22 protein-coding genes and 1 pseudogene are annotated in these 22278 nt (G+C 52.3%); 11 read left to right on the top strand and 12 right to left on the bottom strand.

All coding sequences use genetic code 11. The features are described 5' to 3' along the window. Positions 1-13: 13 nt before the first annotated feature. Together ACTG3Z_RS10925 and ACTG3Z_RS10930 are read right to left on the bottom strand one after the other, a co-directional pair. Positions 14-1009: a LacI family DNA-binding transcriptional regulator gene (locus ACTG3Z_RS10925; protein ID WP_439143101.1), complete on the bottom strand. Its 996-nt coding sequence runs from the start codon at positions 1007-1009 to the stop codon at positions 14-16. Positions 1010-1024: 15 nt separating this feature from the next. Continuing rightward, positions 1025-1225 carry a hypothetical protein gene (locus tag ACTG3Z_RS10930; RefSeq protein WP_439143102.1) on the bottom strand — a complete coding sequence of 67 codons (201 nt, stop codon included), beginning with the start codon at positions 1223-1225 and terminating at the stop codon, positions 1025-1027. 240 nt (positions 1226-1465) lie between these two features. Between ACTG3Z_RS10930 and ACTG3Z_RS10935 the strand changes: the two genes are divergently transcribed. Then, positions 1466-3124 (top strand): sulfatase-like hydrolase/transferase, encoded by a 1659-nt coding sequence (locus tag ACTG3Z_RS10935; RefSeq protein ID WP_439143103.1) that lies wholly within the window; start codon positions 1466-1468, stop codon positions 3122-3124. On the opposite strand, the gene ACTG3Z_RS10940 is transcribed toward ACTG3Z_RS10935, so the two are convergent. The 5 genes and pseudogenes from ACTG3Z_RS10940 to ACTG3Z_RS10960 form a co-directional block, all read right to left on the bottom strand. Further along, positions 3121-4458 carry an HlyD family type I secretion periplasmic adaptor subunit gene (locus ACTG3Z_RS10940; protein ID WP_439143104.1) on the bottom strand — a complete coding sequence of 446 codons (1338 nt, stop codon included), beginning with the start codon at positions 4456-4458 and terminating at the stop codon, positions 3121-3123. The two genes, ACTG3Z_RS10935 and ACTG3Z_RS10940, sit on opposite strands and share 4 nt — an antisense overlap. Continuing rightward, positions 4448-6187, bottom strand: a complete 1740-nt coding sequence (locus tag ACTG3Z_RS10945; protein WP_439143105.1) for a type I secretion system permease/ATPase — start codon at positions 6185-6187, stop codon at positions 4448-4450. The genes ACTG3Z_RS10940 and ACTG3Z_RS10945 overlap by 11 nt, the downstream gene beginning before the upstream one ends. Positions 6188-6300: 113 nt before the next feature. Further along, positions 6301-7104, bottom strand: a complete 804-nt coding sequence (locus ACTG3Z_RS10950; RefSeq protein WP_439143127.1) for a cyclase family protein — start codon at positions 7102-7104, stop codon at positions 6301-6303. A 189-nt stretch (positions 7105-7293) separates the two neighbouring features. Beyond that, positions 7294-8295 (bottom strand): annotated as a pseudogene (locus ACTG3Z_RS10955) (aminotransferase class V-fold PLP-dependent enzyme); the annotation flags it as partial. A gap of 83 nt (positions 8296-8378) precedes the next feature. Then, positions 8379-9560, bottom strand: a complete 1182-nt coding sequence (locus tag ACTG3Z_RS10960) for an ABC transporter substrate-binding protein (RefSeq protein ID WP_439143106.1) — start codon at positions 9558-9560, stop codon at positions 8379-8381. 152 nt (positions 9561-9712) lie between these two features. Here ACTG3Z_RS10960 and ACTG3Z_RS10965 point away from each other — a divergent pair, with 152 nt between their 5' ends. Then, a complete protein-coding gene (locus tag ACTG3Z_RS10965) occupies positions 9713-10447 on the top strand; it encodes an SDR family NAD(P)-dependent oxidoreductase (protein ID WP_439143107.1) in 735 nt (244 codons plus the stop codon). A gap of 19 nt (positions 10448-10466) precedes the next feature. Here the strand turns inward: ACTG3Z_RS10965 and ACTG3Z_RS10970 are convergent, their stop codons facing one another. Then, positions 10467-11240, bottom strand: coding sequence for an MBL fold metallo-hydrolase (locus ACTG3Z_RS10970; protein ID WP_439143108.1), 774 nt, complete (start codon positions 11238-11240; stop codon positions 10467-10469). Positions 11241-11269: 29 nt separating this feature from the next. On the opposite strand from ACTG3Z_RS10970, the gene ACTG3Z_RS10975 reads away from it, so the two are divergent. The 6 genes from ACTG3Z_RS10975 (at position 11270) to ACTG3Z_RS11000 (ending at position 17040) form a co-directional block, all read left to right on the top strand. After that, positions 11270-12394 (top strand): aminotransferase class I/II-fold pyridoxal phosphate-dependent enzyme, encoded by a 1125-nt coding sequence (locus ACTG3Z_RS10975; RefSeq protein ID WP_439143109.1) that lies wholly within the window; start codon positions 11270-11272, stop codon positions 12392-12394. Between the two features lie 186 nt (positions 12395-12580). Then, a complete protein-coding gene (locus ACTG3Z_RS10980) occupies positions 12581-13687 on the top strand; it encodes a hypothetical protein (protein WP_439143110.1) in 1107 nt (368 codons plus the stop codon). Positions 13688-13727: 40 nt separating this feature from the next. Next, the gene (locus ACTG3Z_RS10985; protein WP_439143111.1) at positions 13728-15104 is read left to right on the top strand and encodes a tetratricopeptide repeat protein; all 1377 of its coding nucleotides are present in this window, start codon (positions 13728-13730) and stop codon (positions 15102-15104) included. Between the two features lie 93 nt (positions 15105-15197). Continuing rightward, positions 15198-15620, top strand: a complete 423-nt coding sequence (locus ACTG3Z_RS10990) for a VOC family protein (RefSeq protein WP_439143112.1) — start codon at positions 15198-15200, stop codon at positions 15618-15620. After that, positions 15617-16330, top strand: coding sequence for a DUF1194 domain-containing protein (locus tag ACTG3Z_RS10995; protein WP_439143113.1), 714 nt, complete (start codon positions 15617-15619; stop codon positions 16328-16330). Before ACTG3Z_RS10990 ends, ACTG3Z_RS10995 begins: the two co-directional genes overlap by 4 nt. Then, positions 16327-17040: a DUF1194 domain-containing protein gene (locus ACTG3Z_RS11000; protein ID WP_439143114.1), complete on the top strand. Its 714-nt coding sequence runs from the start codon at positions 16327-16329 to the stop codon at positions 17038-17040. The genes ACTG3Z_RS10995 and ACTG3Z_RS11000 overlap by 4 nt, the downstream gene beginning before the upstream one ends. 6 nt (positions 17041-17046) lie before the next feature. On the opposite strand, the gene ACTG3Z_RS11005 is transcribed toward ACTG3Z_RS11000, so the two are convergent. The 3 genes from ACTG3Z_RS11005 to ACTG3Z_RS11015 all read right to left on the bottom strand — a co-directional run bounded on the left by ACTG3Z_RS11005 (position 17047) and on the right by ACTG3Z_RS11015 (position 18343). Further along, positions 17047-17568 (bottom strand): MarR family winged helix-turn-helix transcriptional regulator, encoded by a 522-nt coding sequence (locus ACTG3Z_RS11005; RefSeq protein ID WP_439143128.1) that lies wholly within the window; start codon positions 17566-17568, stop codon positions 17047-17049. A gap of 80 nt (positions 17569-17648) precedes the next feature. Continuing rightward, complete coding sequence (locus tag ACTG3Z_RS11010) at positions 17649-17906, bottom strand: succinate dehydrogenase assembly factor 2 (protein WP_439143115.1); 258 nt, start codon at positions 17904-17906, stop codon at positions 17649-17651. Further along, the gene (locus ACTG3Z_RS11015; protein WP_439143116.1) at positions 17906-18343 is read right to left on the bottom strand and encodes a helix-turn-helix domain-containing protein; all 438 of its coding nucleotides are present in this window, start codon (positions 18341-18343) and stop codon (positions 17906-17908) included. Before ACTG3Z_RS11015 ends, ACTG3Z_RS11010 begins: the two co-directional genes overlap by 1 nt. A gap of 93 nt (positions 18344-18436) precedes the next feature. On the opposite strand from ACTG3Z_RS11015, the gene ACTG3Z_RS11020 reads away from it, so the two are divergent. Together ACTG3Z_RS11020 and ACTG3Z_RS11025 are read left to right on the top strand one after the other, a co-directional pair. Beyond that, positions 18437-19639, top strand: coding sequence for a pyridoxal phosphate-dependent aminotransferase (locus ACTG3Z_RS11020; protein WP_439143117.1), 1203 nt, complete (start codon positions 18437-18439; stop codon positions 19637-19639). Between the two features lie 23 nt (positions 19640-19662). Continuing rightward, positions 19663-20067, top strand: a complete 405-nt coding sequence (locus ACTG3Z_RS11025; protein ID WP_439143118.1) for a hypothetical protein — start codon at positions 19663-19665, stop codon at positions 20065-20067. On the opposite strand, the gene ACTG3Z_RS11030 is transcribed toward ACTG3Z_RS11025, so the two are convergent. Then, a complete protein-coding gene (locus ACTG3Z_RS11030) occupies positions 20064-21440 on the bottom strand; it encodes an MATE family efflux transporter (protein ID WP_439143119.1) in 1377 nt (458 codons plus the stop codon). The genes ACTG3Z_RS11025 and ACTG3Z_RS11030 overlap by 4 nt on opposite strands. Positions 21441-21521: 81 nt before the next feature. Between ACTG3Z_RS11030 and ACTG3Z_RS11035 the strand changes: the two genes are divergently transcribed. After that, positions 21522-22169, top strand: coding sequence for a TIGR02453 family protein (locus tag ACTG3Z_RS11035; RefSeq protein WP_439143120.1), 648 nt, complete (start codon positions 21522-21524; stop codon positions 22167-22169). Positions 22170-22278: the final 109 nt, after the last annotated feature.

Below are 22278 nucleotides of genomic sequence, written 5' to 3' on the forward strand. Positions count from 1 at the left end.
GCGCTGGGGCAACCTAGCGCGCCTTCAACGTTGCTCGCTCCACAACCGAACATTCAAACAAATGCGCTTTTGGCGTAATACTTGGGTCTTCTATCAACGCCGTAACCTGCTCAATCGACGCCGCGATGATCTGCGAAAACGGATTGCGGATCGTAGTGAGATCAATGTTTTCCCAGCGCGCCATTGCGATATCGTTCAAGCCTAGAATTCCAACATCCTCTGGCACGCTCAAACCTGCGGTTTGAAGTGCTGATATCGCTCCAATCGACAAAACATCATCACCACAAAAATAAGCCTGTGCCAAAGGCGCGTTCAACAACGCCAACATCTCCTGACGCCCCGCTTCAAACGAATAGGCATTCGCAAAACTCACCCGCGTGGTCACACCTTTATGCGCGGCGCATTCCAGCAAAAACCCCTTTTCACGGTCGATACTAGACGTCGCCCGCACTGGACCACCCAAGAACCCCAAATCGGTGTAGCCATGCTCGATCAAAATGCGCGCAGCCATGCGACCAGCTGCTATATTATCAATCCCCAGCACATCCACATCAGGTGCTTCGGTATGACGGCCAAATGAGTGCACAACCGGAATACCAGCATCCCGAAACGACTTGGCAAAGGCAGGCGGCAACGTGGACGAAGCCACAATCACCCCATCCACAGAGTACTGTCGCAGCATGCGGATAGACGCCTCTGGATCAGTTTCATCTGTCAAATTAACTAGCAAAGGTCGCAAATCCCGCTCGTGCAGACCGCGCGTAAACATATCAAAAACTTCAAGAAAAACAGGATTATGGAAGTTATTGGAGATCAACCCAATCATCTTGGTGCGACCCGTCGTCAAAGAGGATGCAAGCGCATTAGGGCTATAGCCAAGCGCATCAGCCGCTTTCATCACTTTTTGACGGGTCTTTTCAGAGACTGACGCCCCCTTGGTAAACGTGCGCGACACCGCAGAGCGTGACACGCCAGCCAATTCAGCCACGTCTTTCAGTGTCACCGCCATTGGGTCGTATGATCCTTATGTGTCGGGCTTTGAACTATAATCGATGGTCGCGAAACGCCAACCGCAAACAGCCCCAACGGCGAGAAAGATCAGCGCCCAAATATAAGCCCCTTGAGAGAGCTCAAAAACAGCCCAGAGCACTAAGACGACAGTCACCGTAACGCGGATCCACAAAGGCGCATAAAAGGCGCTTTCAAGATCAAGAAATTTTCTCATATCAATCCTTCAAACTTGAAACCGACAGTCGCGAATTCAGTCAAACCCAATCAAGTCATAGCGCCATTCTTGCGCGTCGTCTCCGTTTAGTTTGCAGTATTCACATCGCAGTGCGACGTTAATCTAGCGCGCAATCGCCACGCGCCTTTCGGCTATATTCTAACGAAACTGATTTAGTTTCGCTACCTTAGGCGACATAGTAGTCTTCGAATCAGAACTTTGCACAGCGGACGAACAAACATGAACATTCTCTTTATTATGTACGATCAACTTCGCTTTGATTACCTCAGCTGTGCAGGCCACCCCCACCTTCAAACCCCAAATTTCGATAAAGTCGCTGCAATGGGCGTGCGTTTTACCAACGCCTACGTGCAAAGCCCCGTCTGCGGCGGCTCGCGCATGTGCTACTATACAGGGCGCTATGCATCGAGCCACGGGGCGCAATGGAACGGATTTCCCCTGCGCGTTGGTGAACATACAATGGGCGATCACCTGCGCCGATCTGGTATGGATTGCTGGCTCATTGGTAAAACCCACATGAAAGCCGATGCGGAAGGCATGGAACGTCTTGGCCTTTCGCCCGACACAATCATCGGTGCGCGCCAGGCAGAATGCGGTTTTGATACCTGGATCCGCGACGACGGCCTATGGGCCCAAGGTCCAGACGGATTTTACGACGAAAAACGCTCGCCCTACAACGAATACCTCAAGGACAAAGGCTACCCTTCTGAAAACCCATGGGCTGACTTTGCCAATGCCGGCATCGATGATGAGGGCGACATGGCCTCTGGCTGGATATTCAAGAACGCTGACAAGCCCGCAAACGTTAGCGAAGAAGATAGCGAAACGCCGTGGCTCACCACCAAAACGATTGAGTTCATGAAGGAAAAAACCGGACCTTGGTGCGCACATGTGAGCTATATCAAGCCGCATTGGCCCTACATCGTTCCAGCACCCTATCACAATATGTTCGGCGAAAACCATGTGCCTGCCCCCACGCGCGACATGGCAGAGCGCGAAGATCCGCAGCCGGTTTTTGGCGCCTATATGGAAAATAAAATCGCCACCGCATTTCAAAGCGATGAGGTACGCAAAAAAGTTATTCCAGCCTATATGGGCCTGATCAAACAGTGTGATGACCAGCTTGGCCGCATCCTTGAGCACCTAGAGCAAACCGACACCCTCAAAGACACGATGATCGTTCTCACCTCTGATCACGGTGACTATCTGGGCGATCATTGGCTAGGTGAAAAAGATCTCTTTCACGAGCAATCCGTCAAAGTTCCAATGATCGTGTATGATCCCCGCGCTGGTGCCGATGCGACCCGTGGCACGACAAGCGACGCCCTTGTCGAGTCCATTGATCTTGCGCCGACGTTCGTGGATTTTGCAGGCGGTAAGATCGCAGATCATATTCTAGAGGGGCGATCCCTTACACCCATTTTGCATGGCGAAACGGTGGAATGGCGCGATGTCGCAATAAGCGAATACGACTATTCCGCAACCCCTCAGGCGGTGAAACTTGGCCTTGCTCCGCGTGATGCGCGGCTCTTTATGGTGTTTGATGGTCGCTACAAACTGATGCATGCAGAGGGCGGCTTGCGCCCAATGCTATTCGATCTTCAAAACGATCCTGAGGAATTTCACGATCTTGCCAAAGACAGTGTCCGCACGCCAGAGATCGAAACAGAAATCGACCGCTTGTATGCGCATCTGTTCAAATGGGCGCGCCGCATGTCCCAACGCGTCACCAAATCAGAGGATGACATCATCGCGATGCGCGGTCGCTCTATTCGACGTGGCATCCTGCCCTTTCTTGCGGACGGCACAGAAGTGCCTGAGGAACTGCTTCAATTCTACAAAGGCAAGGCAAGCGCAGATTACACGAACAAGGATTAAGCTTCCCTGAACGCCTTGTTGAAGTAGTCCATCAAAGGTTTCATCAAGTAGCTGAGCGGTGAACGTTCTTGTGTCTTGATAAAGGCTTCGACAGGCATACCGGGAACCAATTGTTGGCCCGACAGCTTCGACAATTCATCATCCTCAGGCAGGAGTTCCGCCTGATAAAACGAGATCCCTGTCACTTCGTCCGTGAAGACGTCTGCTGACAAACGCGTCACGCGGCCAAAAACTTCCGGTGTTGTGCGTTGATCAAACGCCACAAACCTGAGCGCCGCGCTTTGCCCTTCATGTACTTGATCGATGTGGATCGCCTCGACCCGCGCAGACACAATCAACGCTTGATCCTGCGGGATCACATACATGATCGGCGCAGCGGGAGAGATCACGGATTGCAACGCAAACACCGTATTGCCGTAGATCACCCCAGACACAGGCGAGCGCACTTCCATTTTTGAGAGCGTCGCACGCGTGGAGAGCGCGCGTTCTACCAATTCGTTTTCTTGAAACTGCAGGTCGCGCAAGCCACTAATCGCCTCTTCACGGCGCTGGGTACTCAGGCGCAAAATTTCGATATTCAGTCGCGCGATATCTCCTTTGAGCTGCGCCATAAGCGATGAATATTGTCCAATTTCACCTTGAAGCCGTGAGTCTTCGCGCCGCAAGGCCGACACGCGGGAAGCTTGCGCCAAGCCCTTATCCAGCAGCGTTTGCGCGTCTTCCAACTCGGAAATGATCAGTTCCGCTTGTCCTTGCGTCGCTGTCAATTGCGCGCGCGCGCCCTCGATTTGATCGCCGGTTTGCTCGATCTGGTTTTGCAACTGCTCTGACACTTGCGTCAGCGCGACACGGCGGGTTTCAAACAATCTGGCTTGCCCCTCCATCAACGCTTTTACCGCCGGATCAAGCTCTCCCTGCGCGATCAGTTCAGGATCAAATGAAATCTCATCCGCATCATCACGCTCCGCGCTCAGCCGTCCTTTGCGCGCGCGGGTTTCATTTAGTTGCGCGGTGATAATCGCCAGTTCGGAGCGTAATAATGCATCATCCAACCGCAACACCACATCGCCAGCTTCAACGCGGTCACCATCGCGGACCAATAGTTCACCAACAACACCGCCCTGCGGATGCTGCACAACCTGGCGATTGTTTTCGACCTGAATCATACCCGATGCAATCACCGCCCCAGCAATACGCGCTTGAACGCTCCAAACTCCGATAACACCAACTAAAATCGCCAGTGAAAAATACCCTATAAACAGTGGCTTACCTGCCTTCGCCAACTTCGATTTAGTGGGTTTTGACGGCACTGCAGGATTAGGATCAAGTTTCATTTGGCTTCTCCGGCGCAATCTCGCGCTGCACTTGGCCCGCGTTTTTCAACATCGCTTTCAACACTTCATCACGTGGTCCATTCGCCTTTATCCGACCACTATCCATAACGATCAAACGATCACATTCAGAAATCGCTTGCGGGCGATGGGTCATAATAACCACCGACCGATCCGAACTTTTGAACTCTCGAACTGTGCGGTTCAACGCTTCTGTGCCAACGGCATCCAGCGCTGAATTTGGCTCATCCAGAACCAACATCACAGGATCCTGATACAGCGCTCGCGCCAACGCAAGGCGTTGCTTCTGTCCACCTGAGAGCTGATTATCATTGCCATGCACAACCGTCTTATACCCCTCGGGCAGCTTTAAAATCATCTCATGCGCATTGGCGCGTTTCGCTGCTTCAAAAACCTTGGCCTCATCAACATTTACGGACATGCGCGCAATATTTTCAGCGACGGTCCCACTAAACAACGTCACATTCTGGGGCAAATACCCGATCAACGATCCAAGCTGGTCAGGATCATATTGATCCAAAGTCGCTCCACCAAGACGAATTTCACCACTGATGGCTGGCAGCAAACCCACCATCGTTTTTGCGAGCGTAGATTTACCCGTGCCACTGTTGCCAATCACGCCAACAACCTGCCCCGGCTGAATATCAAAAGTGATCGCTTGCAAGATCGGCGTCCGCGTTCCGGGGGCTAAAACACCAACACCTTGAAAGGAAACATGCGCAGGGGGATTAGGAAGTTGCGTGGTCTCATCGTCCTCAGGCACTGCTTGCAAAAGCTGTCCAACACCGCGCCATCCTTCAATCGCGCGCTGGATCAACGCCCATTGACCGACGGATTGCTCGATCGGTGCCAAAGCGCGACCTAACAAGATTGAACCTGCAATCATGGCACCTGCCGTCAGCTCACCTTGCAAGGTCAAATACGCACCCAGCGCCAACATCGCTGATTGCAAAAATAAGCGGAAAGACTTGGTTATGGCCGTGAAACTGCCGGTCCAATCACTTGCGCCAACACTTGCTCCAAGCGCTTCATTTTGCATGCCCTGCCAGCGCGTTTGCATCGCACGGCTCATCCCTTGCGAGCGTACAATTTCGCTAGAATTACGCGCCTGATCAGAAAAATTATGCGCCATCTGGGACATTTGCTGCGCGTTCAAAACCTTGCGATTTGTCAGCAAGCTATTGAGAACTGCAACAAGAATAAGCGCACCGCCCCCCGCAACCGCCATCCAACCAAGCAGTGGGTGGAAAATAAAGATCGCAGCAATGAACAAAGGGGTCCAAGGAATATCAAATAGCGCCGTCATCACCGGCGAGATGAAAAACGACTGAACCGCCTCTAGCTGACGCAGTCCCGCAGCGGGCCGTCCAAGCGATTCCGGCATTAAAGAATGCCGCAGGCTCGCATCGAACACACGCCCATCGAGCTGCTCGCGAAAGCGCACGGCAAATCTCGCCAGCAAGCGCCCACGTGCATAGTCCAAAAAGCCCATAAAGAGGTAGAGCGCGGCGACCAATGCAAAAAGCGCGACCAGCGTTTCCTCAGAGCGCGATCCAAGCACTCGGTCGTAGACCTGCAACATGAACAGCGGGCCCGTCAGCATCAGTAAGTTAACAAATATTGAAAAGACGAATGTTGACCCAAGCAGGCCAAAACCCGCACGTCGCGCGTGCCTAAGTTCCGCCTTGCCTGAAATCCTTGGCTTTGCCATGTAAATAATACCCTACTTCTCAATAATTCAAATTGGTCGGATCAAATATTCCCCGAACAGGGCATCCAATGTACTAAATCACAACGCCGAAATGCGCCAAGGCGCAAATAATTCTAGTGTTTCGGTACTAACGCCATCGCGCGAATAGGCGATCCTGTTCCATTATCAATTTTCAGTGGCGCTGCGATCAAAATCGCACCCTTTGGCGGCAATTGGTCCAGATTACAAAGGCTTGCCAGGCCAAAGCAATTGTCGCGGTGTAAGTAATTATGCGCCGGATAAGGCGGGCTAAACTTACCAGCCATACCAGCATCGGTGCCAATGCATTGGGTTCCCCAACCGACTATCCCTTTGGAGAGCAAATAATCGATACACTCCGTTGTTGGGCCAGGGCTGTGACTCCCGTCCTCATGTGGGTCAGGATCGTCATTTAAAAACAACGCGGTATCATGTGCACGCTTGTCCCAATCCGTCCGCATCACCACCCATTCGCCAGGATTGATTTCGCCGTGCGTCGCCTCCCACGCTTTCACATGATCAGCGGTGAGCAGAAAATCGTTGTCCGCCTCGCTCTCTGCAGAGCAATCGATCACATTCACAGGGGCCATCACCCGTTGCATATCGAGCGTGTCGGTAAAACCGTCTTCGTGATCTTTGCCAGAAATCCAATGATGCGGCGCATCAAAATGGGTGCCGGAATGTTCCCCCAGCTTCAGCCAGTTCCATGCAAAGAAAGGCCCATCAGCATCGTATTCGCTAATCTTGTGAATTTCGACCTTTGGTGTGTTCACAGCAAAATCTTCAGGTAGATGAATGATCGGCGTGTCGGGACCAAGCTGAGCCGTGCAATCAACTATCTTGATATCGCCGCTCAAAAGCATCCCGCCGAGCGCTCCAAGAACATCTTTAGACGACATATCGCCCCCTTTCATTGTTGGAGTTTGACCGTGACCGGCAAAACGGCGACGACGGCGCGCCATCACTTCGCCAGTCAGATCAAATACATCATCAATCGTTTGTTTTTGCGTCACATTCCCTGGTGACAGGCGCAATAATTGCCCTCTAAAATCAACGGACAAACCTTCCACGCCCAACGCGCCAACGACTGCGGCGGCTTCGGACTTGTCAGGGAACCGCAACATTACAGAGCCGCCCCGCCCCTCCACATCACGTGGAGAATGGAGTGGCAAATCCAAAGCATCAGCGCGTTTGATAATCAAATCAACAAGTTCACGGTTCCATGACGCTAGTTCCGCATGATCTTGCGCCGCATGCCATTTCAGTGCTGGCAAAGATGACAGAGCCGCCACAGACCCCGGCGTACCACTGTCAAAGCGGCGAATATCCGGCGCATATTCGAATTTGTCCAAATCCCAAGAAAACGGATTGTTTTGCGAAAACCAGCCCCGCGCGTCCGGCTCTAACTCGCGCGCGAGCGCCTTATCAACGTATAGTATGCCTGCACCCGGCGTGCCGCACATCCATTTGAGCGACGTTGACAGAACAAAGTCCACTTTCGGCGCCATCGCATCAAATGGAATAAGACCCGCTGCTTGTGTAATATCCACACCAACCATACTGCCCATCTCGCGTCCGTGCGCAACAAGCGGCGCAAGATCGACGCGTGCAGACGCCGTTGATGTCACCCAAGTCAGCAAAGCCAGCCCTACATCACGGCCCCATTGCTCCATAAAGTCATCAGGATCGACCCAAGACGCACCATCGCGTTTGGGCACAGTATCAAGTGTAAAACCCATCTTTGGTGCAAGCCCAGCCAGCAAGAAATGCATCGACGGGAAGCAATCTTCGGCAATCAAAACCCGCTTGCCCCGCAACTGCCCATCCGGCAAAGCGCGCAGCAACTTATGCATCCCATCCGTGACGCTTTCGCAGGTGGTCATCGACCCCTTGGGCACATTGATAATGCGACGCCAGTAATCAATGAAATCCTGCCGCTTCAGCAGCGCATAGCCCCACTGCTTGTCATCGGGAGCCGCCCAAATCTTTGCAAATTCGGCGGTCGCTGCTGCGAGCTCTTCTTCTTTGCCGGGGTACATCCCGATAGAGTGATACAGAAAATAACCTGCGTGTTTGGAATTGCTCAGCATATGCACGATCCGACTATAGGGGTCTCATCAATGGCAAAAGGCCCCAGCACTGCCGGGGCCTTCTTTTTTCAAAGTAGCCGCGTTTAGCGATACTTTACAGTCACAAACTCTCCGCCTTCGACTTTAAGGTGACGGTAGCTTCCAGCGCTTTCGCCGTTGCCGATCAGCTCAACCGCGGATGCGCCGACATAGTCAACATCACCACCATCTTTGATGATCTGCAGAGCTTTCGCCAACTCACCAGGGAAGATCTGCTCGCCCGGTGCGTTTGCAACGTCAAACACGTGATCTTTGAAATCGCCGCTAGCAGAAGATCCCGCCTTTTGCATCGCCAACATGATCAACGCAGCCGCGTCATAGCTTTCTGGTGTGAATGGGGATGTACCGTCAAAGCCAGCCGCTGTCGCCATTTCTGCGTAAGTCGCGGCACCTGTGCTGTCGGTACCCGCAACCTGACCGAAAGATCCGTTCAAAGCATCGCCGATTGTCAGGATGTTGTCGCCAATCATGCCACCTGGCAGCACGAAACGATCCCAAGCGCCTGTGTCGATGGATCCCTCAATGATACCGCGTCCACCTTGGTCAAGGTAACCGGCAACAACCAAGATATCGCCACCCGCAGAGGCCAATGTGCCCACTTCGGAAGAGTAGTCCGCTTTACCATCTTCGTGCGAAATGTTGACTGTGATCTCACCGCCGGCCGCTTCGAATGCGGAAACAAACGAGTCTGCCAAACCTTTGCCGTAGTCGTTGTTCGTATATGTCAAAGCGACAGATTTGATGCCCTCTTCCATAAGAATGTCAGTCATAACCTGACCTTCACGCGCGTCGGATGGCGCTGTGCGGAAGAACAAACCGTCGTCTTCAGCAGTGGAAAGCGCAGGGGATGTCGCGGATGGGGATACCATGACGATGCCGTTTGCGCGTGCTACGTTCTGCAAAACCGCGCCTGTGACGCCAGAACAGTCGGCACCCACAATTGCGTTCACTTTGTCCGCTGTGACCAAACGCTCAGCCGCCGCAGTCGCCGCCGCGGAATCGATGCATGTGGAGTCCGCACGTACAGATGTGACAGAGGAACCGTCCAGCAAAAGACCGGAGTCCGTAACTTCCTTCATCGCCAATTCTGCGCCAGCCGCCATTGGGCCAGTCAGCGATTCAATCGGGCCTGTGAAGCCGTAGATCACACCCAATTTAATATCTTCTGCAAACGCTGCAGAGCACATCAGCGCTGAAACAGCCGTTGCCGTCATTAGAGTTTTCATAATGTTCCCTCCCGAGGAAAAAATTTTGATGCTGTACCATGCCCTTACCTTTAGCGACTCGCAAGCAATCTCGCGTCAAACACATCGCGCGATTGCAAAACGCAGTCTTGCAACGCATGTTTAGCGCGCAGTGATGAAACAAAGGTATACAGATGAGTGCTAAAGTCGCGATTGTCACAGGGGCTGCGGGCGGCATGGGCCAAGCCTTTGTTCATCAGCTGATTTCAGATGGCTGCAAAGTTGCAGGCTTTGACATCTCGCAAGCTGGTTTGGATGAACTCGCCACAAAACACGACACTGCGTTTCTAGGTATTCGCGTCGACCTCACCGATCCAGAGGCCGTATCAACAAGCTTCAAAGACGTCGTCTCAACCTTCGGCGGGGTCGATATCTTGGTGAACAATGCCGGCACATGTTTCATGTCGGAGTTTCCCAACATCCCCGCAGATGAGTTCAAACAACAAATGGCGCTCAACTTCGAAACAGCCTTTCATTGCTGTCAAAACGCAGTGCCATTGATGCTTGAACGCGATGGTGTGAAGAAGATTATCAACATTTCGTCCAACGGGGCCTACAATTTTGACGTCTTTGATCCCCCGCCCTACCGCGCCAGCAAAGCAGCGCTTGATACGCTGACCAAAGACCTCGCAAGGCGCTACGCAACAGACAAAATCTGCGTTAACTCCCTCGCCCCCGCGATGACGGAAACGCCGCTGTTTGGTGTTCTCAGCGACGATGTTCTCGCCAAAGCAATCGCACAAATGCCACATGGCCACGCAATGCAGCCTGAGCAAATCGCAGGTTGGGTGGGCTTTCTTGCAGGGCCTATGGGCGATGTCTCAAGCGGTAATGTCTTCATCCTTAACCAAGGCCGTGACGTCAGATAATCCCACAAAACAGCGAAACTTAGTCGAAAAACTCAGGTGTCTTGCGCAGCTTTGGCCACTGCGCCGGACAATGCCCATAAATTATCTGCGCCCCTCTTTCTTGCGCGAGAAAGATCAAACGCGCGCCGTTCTTGATGGCTAACGCTTCATCCCAAGAGCCTGCAAAAGCTTCTACAATCTCATCAGGACGTGAGATCGCATCACTCACCAACAACATTGGCCCGCTCTGCGCTAAATCCACAAACAACGCCAATTGCCCCGGTGCGTGCCCCGGCACCAAGAGCACACGCAGGTTCGGTCCTAGATCAAAATCCTCAACAACCTGTAAATATTCGCGCTCAGGCCAGTCCATTGGCTGAACTTTTCCCCAGTACAACGGCTTGTCCAAATCCCGTTCAGCCTTGGCGATCAAGATCGGTACATCCGGGAAATCACACAATCCACCCACATGATCGATATGAGTGTGGGTGATAATAAGCAGATCAATATCACCTAACTGCACTCCTGATTTGGCCAGCTGCGCCTTTGGCATATTCTCGGCACTCAGCGCCAAAACCTCGCCAAATCCCCCCAAACGATCCTCTTTTGAGGCAGCAACCACATCGTCCGCATACTTCTGAGGAAAGCCCGTATCGATCAAGATACGCTCACCCAAATCTGTCACAAGCAGAAAGCCGCAAATCCCGATCACACGTCCATTCGCGTGGACTTTAAACAGCCCGTAATCCAACACATGCAATTGCTGCACTTGCCCCTTGATGAAACCTGCTGGACCCACGATGCTCTCCCTCATATTGCTCCTCAAAAAGGTCAGGCCCCCAGATGAAAGTCAAGATTCACACGTTGTTTGAATATCTTCTTGAAACAACCGAATCCGAGCCTGAAGCCTTCGTTGGCTTTTCTTTGTCCAAATCTCCGGTCTTGGGCGATTTTTTGGATGAGCTTGACCCGACCCTGTCGCTTGATTGGAATGGTCGCTCTTTTCGCGGCTTACCTGAACTGCGCGCACATGTGTTGCGTCAAGCCAGCCTAGAGCACATCTGCAATGTTAACGATGTGTTAATCACTGCGGGCGCTGCGGAAGCGAATTATTTAGCTTTGCGTCAATTGCTGGAACCGGGCGACGAAATAGTCATCGAAAAGCCCGGCTGGCCCCAAGCAGAGGTCATGGCAAAAGCGCAAGGCGCTGTGGTCAAAACAGGGTTTCGCCGCGAAACCTCTGGCTGGGACTTGGACCTAGATGAGCTGTGCAGCCTCGTTACCCCCAAGACAAAGCTGATCTTTCTCACCAACCCCAATAACCCAACCGGCCGCCTTCTCTCCCTTGATGATCTTACCGAAATCGTTGCAATCGCGCGCAATGTGGGCGCGTGGCTCATCGTCGATGAGGTCTACGCGGGCCTTGAATGGAATGCGCCCCGTCCCCCTTCTATTGCTGGTCTCTATGAGCGTGGTATCACGACTGGGAGCGTGTCCAAGGCGCTTGGCTTGCAGGGCCTTCGAACGGGTTGGATGATTTGTCAGGACAAAGACCTAATCATGGACGCCGTGATCCTGCGTGAAAACTCTAGCGAAATCATGAACATCTTGGGCGAAGTCATCGCAGAAATCGCCTTGCGCCCTGATCACTATAACACCGCACTCAGCGCCGCGCGCGCGGCGGGTCTCACCAACCTTGCTGAACTTAATAGCTTTATCGAAAATCAGCCATTGCTAAGCTGGATCCCGCCCGAAGCCGGTCTCATAGGTCTCGCCAAGCTCGGCAACGGGTTAGATGGCAGTTTCTTCGCGAAACGCTTGCTTGAACCGCCCTACAAAACCTTCCTGCTCCCCGGCTCAGCCTATGATCAACCGAACCACATTCGTGTTGGTGTTGGTGGCGGCACCGAGGCAAATCTCGCCCTCGGACTTTCGCGTCTCGCCGCGTTTCTGAGCGCGCAAGTTTAAGCCCTTCACGGTATAGCGAACAGCCAAAATCATCCAAATATATGCGCTGGAACTTAGACACACTCTATATTCAGTAGGTGGCCCCATAACATCGGTTTACGATTAATCAGGGAATATGGCCTAAGTTGCGTTGACTTTTGCACCCCCACACCGGATTTTGAGTGCGACTCTTATAAGGCTCATTTCATGACTCGTTTTGCCGTTCTTTTCGCCATTGCCTTTGCTCTTTCCGGCTGCCTCGATGGCACTAATCCGTTCGTGGAAGAGGACGCGAACACGGACAACACAGCGGCAACCACTGACACTGCATCAGACGATACAGACACGACAACGACTGCGCCTACTGTCGATACCACTGACCCCGCAACCGTTACTACGGACACCGGCACCGCGATCGAAACTGATACTAATCGCTTGCCTGGCACGGTCAATCCATCTGCTGCGAGCTCGATTTTCAGAACCGAAGATCGCTCCGATACTGATGACGGCGCAGGTTACGCTGAAGGGTTCGCCTACAATAGCGCGGACGATACGTTCACTGTTGATAACCTAGCGTTTGACGGCGACGGTCCGTACACGGCTGTGAGAGACGGGGCCGGAAATCGATTTGGAATGGGTCCATTTTCAGTGTTCGAAGCCGAAGGGACTGCTGCAGATACGCTCACCACTTCGTCAATAAATCAATTCGATTACCGAGCGCTTTACGCGGTTGGCCCTGATGGTAACACATCCGTCGCTATTGTACGGACAGGTGGTTACACTGAATACGGTTTTGGCGGCTACATTTTCCAACGTGATGGTGATGTCACTCTGCCTACTGAAGGTCAGGCAAAATATGTCGGTATAGACAACTATGGCGGGCTTAGAGATTTCACCAATCGTGGCGGTCTTGAATATGTAAAAGGCGACATCGAAGTCGCCATCGACTTTGACGACTTCAACGACGGCTCAGGCGTTCGCGGCAACGTCACCAACAGACGTATCTATGACCTAGAAGGCGAAGACATTACGCAACAAGTGTTAACCGCACTTGGCGTGGGATCCACTGAACTACCTACGATGCTATTCGAAGTCAGCGCGGGCGCACTTGATATTAATGGTGAACTTGCAGGGAAAGTGTTTTCGCGAGACCCACGTGATGGTGATGAGTTTGTATCAGGCAATTACTACGCCGTCTTGTCAGGGGACCAAGCAAACACTATCACTGGTGTTATTGTTGTGACCGGCGATGATCCACGATTCCAAGATGTCACTTTCCGAGAGACAGGCGGATTTTTCGCTGTTCGCGAATAGATTTTTTAAACAAACCTTCTTTGGGTTCAGGAGTTTTTATATGAACCGGTCTCGAAAGAGCATTTTAGCCTTTCTTTTTGTTGTTTCTAGTGCGCTCTCAAGTACATCTGCCGTTTCGCAAGAGGTTAATTTAACACCCACTGAAATGCGCACGCTTGCCGCGAATGCCGTGGTTTCTGGCGCGCCTCAGCAAGGGTACCAACTTGCCAGTGCTTTGCTAGAGCGCAATCCAAACGACAGAGAAGCCTTGATCATCCGCGCCCGTGCCGCGCGCGATTTGGGCCGCGTTGATGAAGCGACGAGCACAGCGCGCAAAGCTTGGAATGGCGCGAGCACCCCGTCAGAGCGCTTTGGAGCGGCGATGGTGATGGCGCAAGCACTCTCAACAAGCGGTGCAAAAACACGTGCTCAGCTCTGGTTGCGGCGCGCTGCACAGAATGCCCCGAACGAGAATTTCAAAGACATCGCAATCCGCGATTTTCGCTATGTTCAACGCACCAACCCTTGGTCGACTGAACTGAGTTTTGCAGCCGCTCCCAGCTCTAATGTCAACAACGACAGTGCGCGCAGCACGACACGCTTGTTCGATCTACCATTCGAATTTCAGCTCAGCGGCACCGCAAGGGCGCTGTCAGGCATTCAATACAATGCTGGTTTTGCAACGCGTTACAGGGTTTCAGAAAGCCAACGTAGCCAGAATGATTTGCTTTTCCGCTTTGATCATCGCACCTACACGCTGAGTTCAGAAGCGAAGCTTCTTGCACCCACGGCCAAAGGCTCCGACTTTGCCTTTACCTCAGCGTCGCTGTCCTACATCCGCCGCGGATTCACTGGTTCAGGGATCGATTTGCCCAATCAGTTTGAATTCACAGGCGGTCGCACGTGGTATGCCCAACAGCCTTTCATGCAATATGCGCGAATTGGGTTTACGCAGAACTACGTGTTTGCGCCCGGCTCGTTCGTGTTTGGCGGCGTGAGTGCGGAGCGGCAACAATCCCTTTCTGCACGTCAAGATGCCGACAGCTTGAGCCTGAACACAGGTGTGCGCTTTAGTTTAGCGAACAAAGACAGGCTTACGTTTAGCGTAAATGCAAAGCGCAGCCAGTCGCTGGATGTTAATCTGGACTATGATCAACTCACGCTCAGTGCGCGCTATGCTTTGGCGCAACCAATTGCAGGAGTGTCAGTCGATTTTGGGATCTCTTTGGGACAGAAAAACCATGACTTGTCGCGCTTTTCGCGCTTTGGACGACAGGACAAAACAGCGTCTTTTGATGTGACGGGTGTCTTCAATCAAATCGAGCTTTACGGATTTTCACCGTCTGTGACGCTCTCAGCGCGCCAAACCAATTCCAATATTGGCCTGTTTGAGACGCGTGATTTCGGTCTGCGTGTCGGTATTCAATCAGCGTTTTAAGCCAAAACATCCGCTGGCCTCCCCTGAAATTCACTCGACAGTGGCGATTCTGCCGCTACTCTCTTGTTGAGCTATTACAGGGGAGCGAACACGATGAAATATCTGCACACGATGGTGCGCGTAAAAGACCTTGAGGCGTCGATGGCCTTTTATCGCCTACTGGGTCTGGTAGAAACGCGACGCATGGACAGTGAGCAAGGGCGTTTTTCCTTGATTTTCATGGCACCGCCCGATCAACACGAATGCCCGGTCGAATTGACTTACAATTGGGATGGGGATGATGAATTGCCTGCGGACTCGCGCCACTTTGGCCATCTCGCCTATTCAGTGAAGAATATTTACGAAACCTGCCAGCACCTTATGGACAATGGCGTGACGATCAACCGCGCTCCCCGCGATGGGCGGATGGCCTTCGTGCGATCCCCCGACAATATCTCTATTGAGCTTTTGCAAGATGGTGACGCGTTGGAAGCTGCGGAACCCTGGGCAAGTATGGAAAACACAGGGCACTGGTGATCCGACCTGCATTAACCTTTGGCGGCGCTCTCGTTAGCGCCGCTTTGGCATCCTCCGCTGAGGCCGCATGCCGGCTCGCGTTGATATTGGCGATGGATGTCTCTTCTTCGGTGTCTGACGAAGAGTATCGTTTACAACAGACAGGTCTGGCGGCGGCACTGATGTCCGAAGATGTGCTGAGCGCGATTTTGGATACGCGAGAAGGCTATGTTTCCCTTGCGGTTTATGAATGGAGCGGGCGTAACCAACAAAATTTAATCTTGGATTGGATCGAGTTGACGGATCGCGCGGCGGTCGCTGCCGCAGCGAGTACGATACTACAAAACACGCGGAGCTATTCGAAATTTCCGACCTCGATGGGGTTCTCGCTTGGGTATGGCGTAGGACTATACAAGTCTGCCCCACGCTGTGATCGCCGCGTCATCGATGTATCAGGTGATGGTGTAAATAATGACGGCTTTGGTCCACAAATCGCCTATCGTCATTTTCCATTTGAAAACGTGACCGTAAATGGCTTGGTGATCAAGGGCAGTGATCCAGAAGTAGAGCTGTTTTATGAGCGCGACGTTCTGAAAGGCCGTTTCGCTTTTCTTGAAGTTGCTCAAGGGTTTGATGACTTTGAACGCGTGATGACGCGCAAGTTGTTTCGTGAAATCAGCAACCTGATGGTCGGAGACGCATCGCAACTGATAGGCGATTTGAAACTATGAAGCGTCTGGCGTTTCTGCTTTCGCTTGTCATGGCACTACCCGCATTTGGACAAGAACGCTGTCGGCAAGCGCTGGCCCTTGGGCTTGACGTGTCCGGTTCTGTGGATAGTCGCGAATACCGCATGCAAATTGACGGCCTCGCTGCCGCGTTGAGTGATCCTGAGGTTATGGATATCTTGCTTGCTATGCCTGCCGCGCCGATCCGATTGGCCGTTTATGAATGGAGTGGTCCTCAGGATCAGGTCATGCTTTTGCCTTGGACCGCCTTGAGCGATCAAAAGACTATCAATGATATCATCGCACGCTTGAAAAGCACTCAGCGCTCACCGGCCGAGCAATCCACTGGACTGGGTCGCGCGATGTTGTTTGGCACAGCCCTTTTGGAACAACAGTCTGAATGCTGGACCCGAACGCTTGATATTTCCGGAGATGGAAAATCCAACAATGGACCGCATCCAAAAGATATTGAGGATGCGCAGTTTGATGGCATATCGATAAACGCTTTGGTGATTGGAGCCGATTCACTTGATCATGGTGATGATCGCCAAGATCAAATTGGCGAGCTTTCATCCTATTTTCGGGCCTATGTGCTGCATGGCCCGACCAGTTTTCTAGAAGTCGCGCTTGGCTTTGAGGATTATGAGCGCGCGATGATCCGCAAGCTCAAACGCGAGTTGGAAGGTATGATGCTAACCCAAGACAGCCAATAAGCATACCTAGTAAATGTAGCGGATCTGATCTGTCCAATATCGCTCCATCCGTTTGAGCGACCCCGTAATTTCGATCAAGCCCTCTGGACCAAGCACACCTTTGCTTTGCAATCCTTCTGCGTGACGCTCAAACAGTTCCGATACGATATCGCGGACTTCACGCCCTTTGGGGGTTAGTTTCACACGAACCGAGCGGCGGTCAATTTCGCAACGCTGATGATGCATAAAGTCCATTTCGACCAGCTTTTTCAGGTTATAGCTGACGTTCGATCCTTGATAGTAGCCACGCGATTTCAGCTCACCCGCGGTGACTTCGTTATCGCCAATATTAAAGAGCAACAGCGCCTGAACTGCGTTTATCTCTAACATGTTGACGCGTTCGAACTCATCTTTGATCACATCAAGCAACAGCCTGTGCAATCGTTCAACCAGCGCAAGCGCTTCTAGATACCCCGTTATAAACCCTTTGTCTGACCCTGTTTTCAACTCTGGCCCAGATTTCAACTCTGACTCGACAAGACTGTGCATGCTCATTGGCTTCTCCGATATTCTGCTCACGGAGCAAGATGAGACAAATTTGCAAATATTCCGTTAAAGTTGGTCGCCAATCAGTTTTGAAATGTCTTTGCAATTTGAGACAACATAGCTGCAAAGCGCTCTGGGGGCGTGGTTTGCCCGGTTACCCACGAATAAAGGTCCTGATCATTTTCTTCTAAAAGCGCATCATAAAGTGATATTTGCGCTTCAGACATGTCGCTCAGATGATCATCTGCATAGGCAGACAAAATGATGTCCATCTCTTTTATGCCACGGCGCATGGAGCGCATTTTGAGACGTTTAATGCGGGATTCAGGTGTTTCAGACATTAGATTGACTTTAATGCGCCGCGCAGGCGTTTTTCCAGACGGCCAAGTTTTTCAGCGGATTGATTAATCGTCACGCGCAAATCGCGCATGTCACGCAACAACTCACCAAGGTCAGATTCGCTTACCGCGGCATCCGCATTGGGCGCATCAAGCCCTTCCCCTTCACCGTTCATCAGCCACATCATGGAGACATTCAAAACGCCTGCCATAATCGAGAGGTGATTGGCGCGTGGTTCTGAGAGGTCTTGCTCCCATGCTTTCAGAGTGCTTGCCTTGATACCAAGCCGGCGCGCCATTTGAGCTTGGGTCATTTTCGCGTTCTCGCGCGCAGCCGCAAGCCGATCGCCGAAGGTGGCTGCATCAGGACCATACCAATCATCGGCCGCCATATCGTCAGTCGTCATCGGTGTTGCGTTCAATGCGTCGATATCATCCATTGGTTTAACCTTATGTGATTGCTTTAGAACGCTTGCTTGCGCGCGCGCTCCACCCTAAGAGGAATGAGGCCAGATTACAATTCGGAGCGCACCATGACTTTCCTCTCTGCGACACTCTCACGCGTAAAACCATCACCGACGATCGCTGTGACGACGAAAGCGCAAGAGCTGAAAGCTGCCGGGCGCGATGTGATCGGCCTTGGTGCAGGCGAGCCTGATTTTGACACCCCACAGAACATCAAAGATGCCGCCGCTGCCGCAATAGCTGCGGGTAAAACGAAATATACTGCTGTGGATGGGATCATCGAACTGAAGCAGGCGATTTGCGCAAAGCTTCTACGCGACAACGCGCTGAGCTATGCCCCCGATCAAGTTTCGATCGGTACGGGCGGCAAGCAAATCCTGTATAACGCGCTGATGGCGACGATGAACCCAGGCGATGAAGTGGTGATCGCTGCACCCTATTGGGTGAGCTACCCTGACATGGTCCTGCTTGCGGGCGGAACCCCCGTGATCGCAAGTGCATCGTCGCAAACGAACTACAAGCTCACCGCTGATCAGCTAGAGGCAGCGATCACGCCAAACACGAAGTGGTTTATCTTTAATTCACCGTCAAACCCAACCGGTGCGGGGTATAACCGTGAAGAGCTGAAAGAGTTGACGGATGTCTTGATGCGCCACCCGCATGTTTGGGTGATGACGGATGATATGTATGAGCATCTGATGTATGATGACTTTGAATTCTTCACCCCTGCACAGATCGAACCGCGTCTGTATGAACGTACGTTGACCTGTAATGGCGTCTCTAAAGCCTATGCCATGACGGGGTGGCGGATTGGCTATGCGGCAGGTCCGAAAGAGTTGATCGGCGCAATGCGCAAGATCCAAAGCCAAAGCACCTCTAACCCGTGTACGATTAGCCAATGGGCAGCGGTTGAGGCGTTAAATGGGCCACAGGACTTTTTGGAAGAAAAAAATAAGGTGTTCGTCCGCCGACGTAACTTGGTTGTTGAGATGCTCAACTCGATTGACGGCATGAAGTGTCCGGTGCCTGAGGGAGCATTTTACGTTTATCCATCGATCAGTGGTTTGATCGGAAAAAGCACGCCAGATGGCACAGTCATTGAAAACGATGAAATCTTTGCCACTAAATTACTCGAAGATACAGGAGTTGCGGTTGTATTTGGAGCAGCCTTTGGCCTTTCTCCCAATTTTCGTGTCAGCTACGCCACATCTGATGATGCATTGACAGAAGCCTGCAAGCGCATACAAACATTCTGTGCTACGCTTACATAGGTATTTCTACGCTATAGGTTTTTATGTCCGGTAAACTTCCTGATTACTATTTTCGAGTGCGCGAAAACGGCGCGCTTGTGTTTCGCGTGGACACCGAGAACCGTCAACGCCGTATCGATATGGATCAGATCGCGGCCGTCAACATTCGCAATGGCGAGATAAAGCCGCAAGGTGACCGCGTCCTGAGCGAACGCGATCTGGACGAAATCCATACTTGGATGCAAGAACGCACAGCGCTTTTGGCAGAGCGCGATATCGATGATATTCTGCGCGCTGTGGATTATCTCAACCTCACGTCGCAATGGGCGCAAGCGAAAGCTACGGATGAACAGTTAGAGGCGGTAACGGATGATCTGCTTTTAGCGATGCATGATTTGCGCTCCGTTCTGGTGCGCAAGAAAGCCGATCGCTTGATGAGAGATCGCTAAACGCCTTTTCGCGCGAGAGATGGCCCCAATCGGAAGAACCGTTCCGTCATCAAGACTGCGGCCACAGCAAGGCCCACCACCAAGCCGCCCCAGACACCAACCCCTTCATATTTGAAGACAAAGCCAAATAGGTAGCTGCACGGCACGCCAACGACCCAATAGCTAAAGACTGCGAGGCTCATCGGGACCTTTGTGTCGCGCAGACCGCGCAATAGCCCTAACGCCATGACTTGCGCCGCATCTACCAATTGGAAGATACCCGCCATCAAAAGTAACACGGCTCCAATCGCCATAATCTCTGCGCGATTGGGTTCATCCCTGTCCAAAAAGACCGAGATGAGCGGTTCAGGAATAACAACGAAAACGATAATCGTCAGAAACGCGATCAGTAAAGACATGGCGATGACCACCTTTGCACCACGCATCAGATGATCGGGGTCCTTTCGCCCCAGCGCGTTTCCGGACCGCACCGTTGCTGCGTTTGAAAGACCAAGGTGAATCATAAAGGTGAGGCTCGCGAGTTGCAGCGCCACACCATGAGCCGCGAGCTGAATGGTGCCCAGCCACCCCATCATCAGAGTGGACGTCGCGAAAAGACCAACTTCGGCAAGGATCGTAAAACCAATCGGAACACCCAACCGCCCCACAAGAAAGAAAGCATCCCAATCAGGTTTCCACAAACGCGCGAAGATTTTATGGTGTGGCAGCGCCCAGAGCACATAACCTGCAATGACCAGAAGCGACAGAATTTGCACCCCAAGTGAGGCAATCGCAGAGCCGCGCAACCCGAGTTCGGGCGCGCCCCAATTGCCAAAAATAAGTGCGTAGTTGGCGAAACCATTTACAACCATAGCAATCAGCGTCACCCAAAGCACGACTTGCGTGCGCTCCAGCGCGGCGAGGTAGGATTTTAGCACCATCACACCAAGTGCAGGAATGACACCCCAGCCAGCGATACGCAGATACCCTTGCGCCTGCGCGGACAATTCAGGTGTTTGACCAAGTGCTAAAAGCAAGCCCTCTGAAAAGTAGAACAAGGGCATAACCGCAAGCGCAAAAACAAAAGACATCCAAAGACCCATGCGCGTGGTGCGGCGCATTTGAACATCGTCATTTTCTGCGAATTGACTGGCAACCAAAGGCATTACAGCTTGGGCAAACCCTGAGCCAAAAATAAAGAGCACGAAAAAGAATGTGCTGGCGAGTGTAACCGCCGCCAAACCTTCAACAGAATACCACCCCATCATAATCGTATCGGTCAGTCCGATGGAAAATTGTGCAAGGTGCCCGCCAATAAGGGGCAAGCCTAGCGACAAGATCGCTTTGGCATGCTGGCTTTTGGGCATTTGAGTTGATTTCGTGTTCGTGTTCATCTCCTTAGCATTGACCCAAGCGCACAAAGGCGGCAAGCGTCCTTTTAACAAATATTGTACCCCAAAAGAACGAGCACCCACATGAGCCAACCATTTGAGACGTTGATATCTGACGCGCGCGCGTTCTACGGCGAACTCGCACAGAACAATAACCGTGACTGGTTTAACGAAAACAAAACGCGCTATGAAACGCAGTTGAAAAAACCTGCAAAGTTGCTTTTGGAGACGATTGCACCCAAGCTGGGTGCGATGCTGGATCAAACGGTGACAACAAAGCTGTTTCGCGCCAATCGTGATGTGCGCTTTTCTAAGGACAAGACGCCCTACAGCTTGCATCTGCATATGATGTGGAGCCCGCAAGGAAATGGCACGCAACCGGTCTATTTCTTTGGAATTGCAGGTGAATATGTGCGTACGGGTGCTGGCTTGATGTCGTTTGACAAAGCCCAACAGAGCGCTTGGCGCGCTTGGGTCAGTGAGCGCGAGGGTGATGCGCTACAAACCCGTTTGGATGCAGCTGTGAACGCGGGTGCCACATATGGAAAACCCGAACTCAAGCGCGTGCCTTCACCCTTTGGCAGTGATCATCCGCGCGCAGAGTTGTTGCGCCGTAAATCGCTTGTGCTGTGGCAAGATCATGCAAACGCACAAAGCGACCTTGTCGGAGCTATTGAGCAGAGCTTTGCGCAATTTGAGCCCGTAATGGATGACCTGCGCACCTTTCTTTAAGGGCGCGCGTTAACGCGGCGACAAATGTCATCTTCCGTAGCGTAGTGCTTGACCCGTTGGTGTGCAGCGGCACGATACAGGCATAACGCTAAATGTCTGGGAGGATGAC

The organism is Planktotalea sp. (genome assembly GCF_965659345.1).
Classification (GTDB): domain Bacteria; phylum Pseudomonadota; class Alphaproteobacteria; order Rhodobacterales; family Rhodobacteraceae; genus Planktotalea.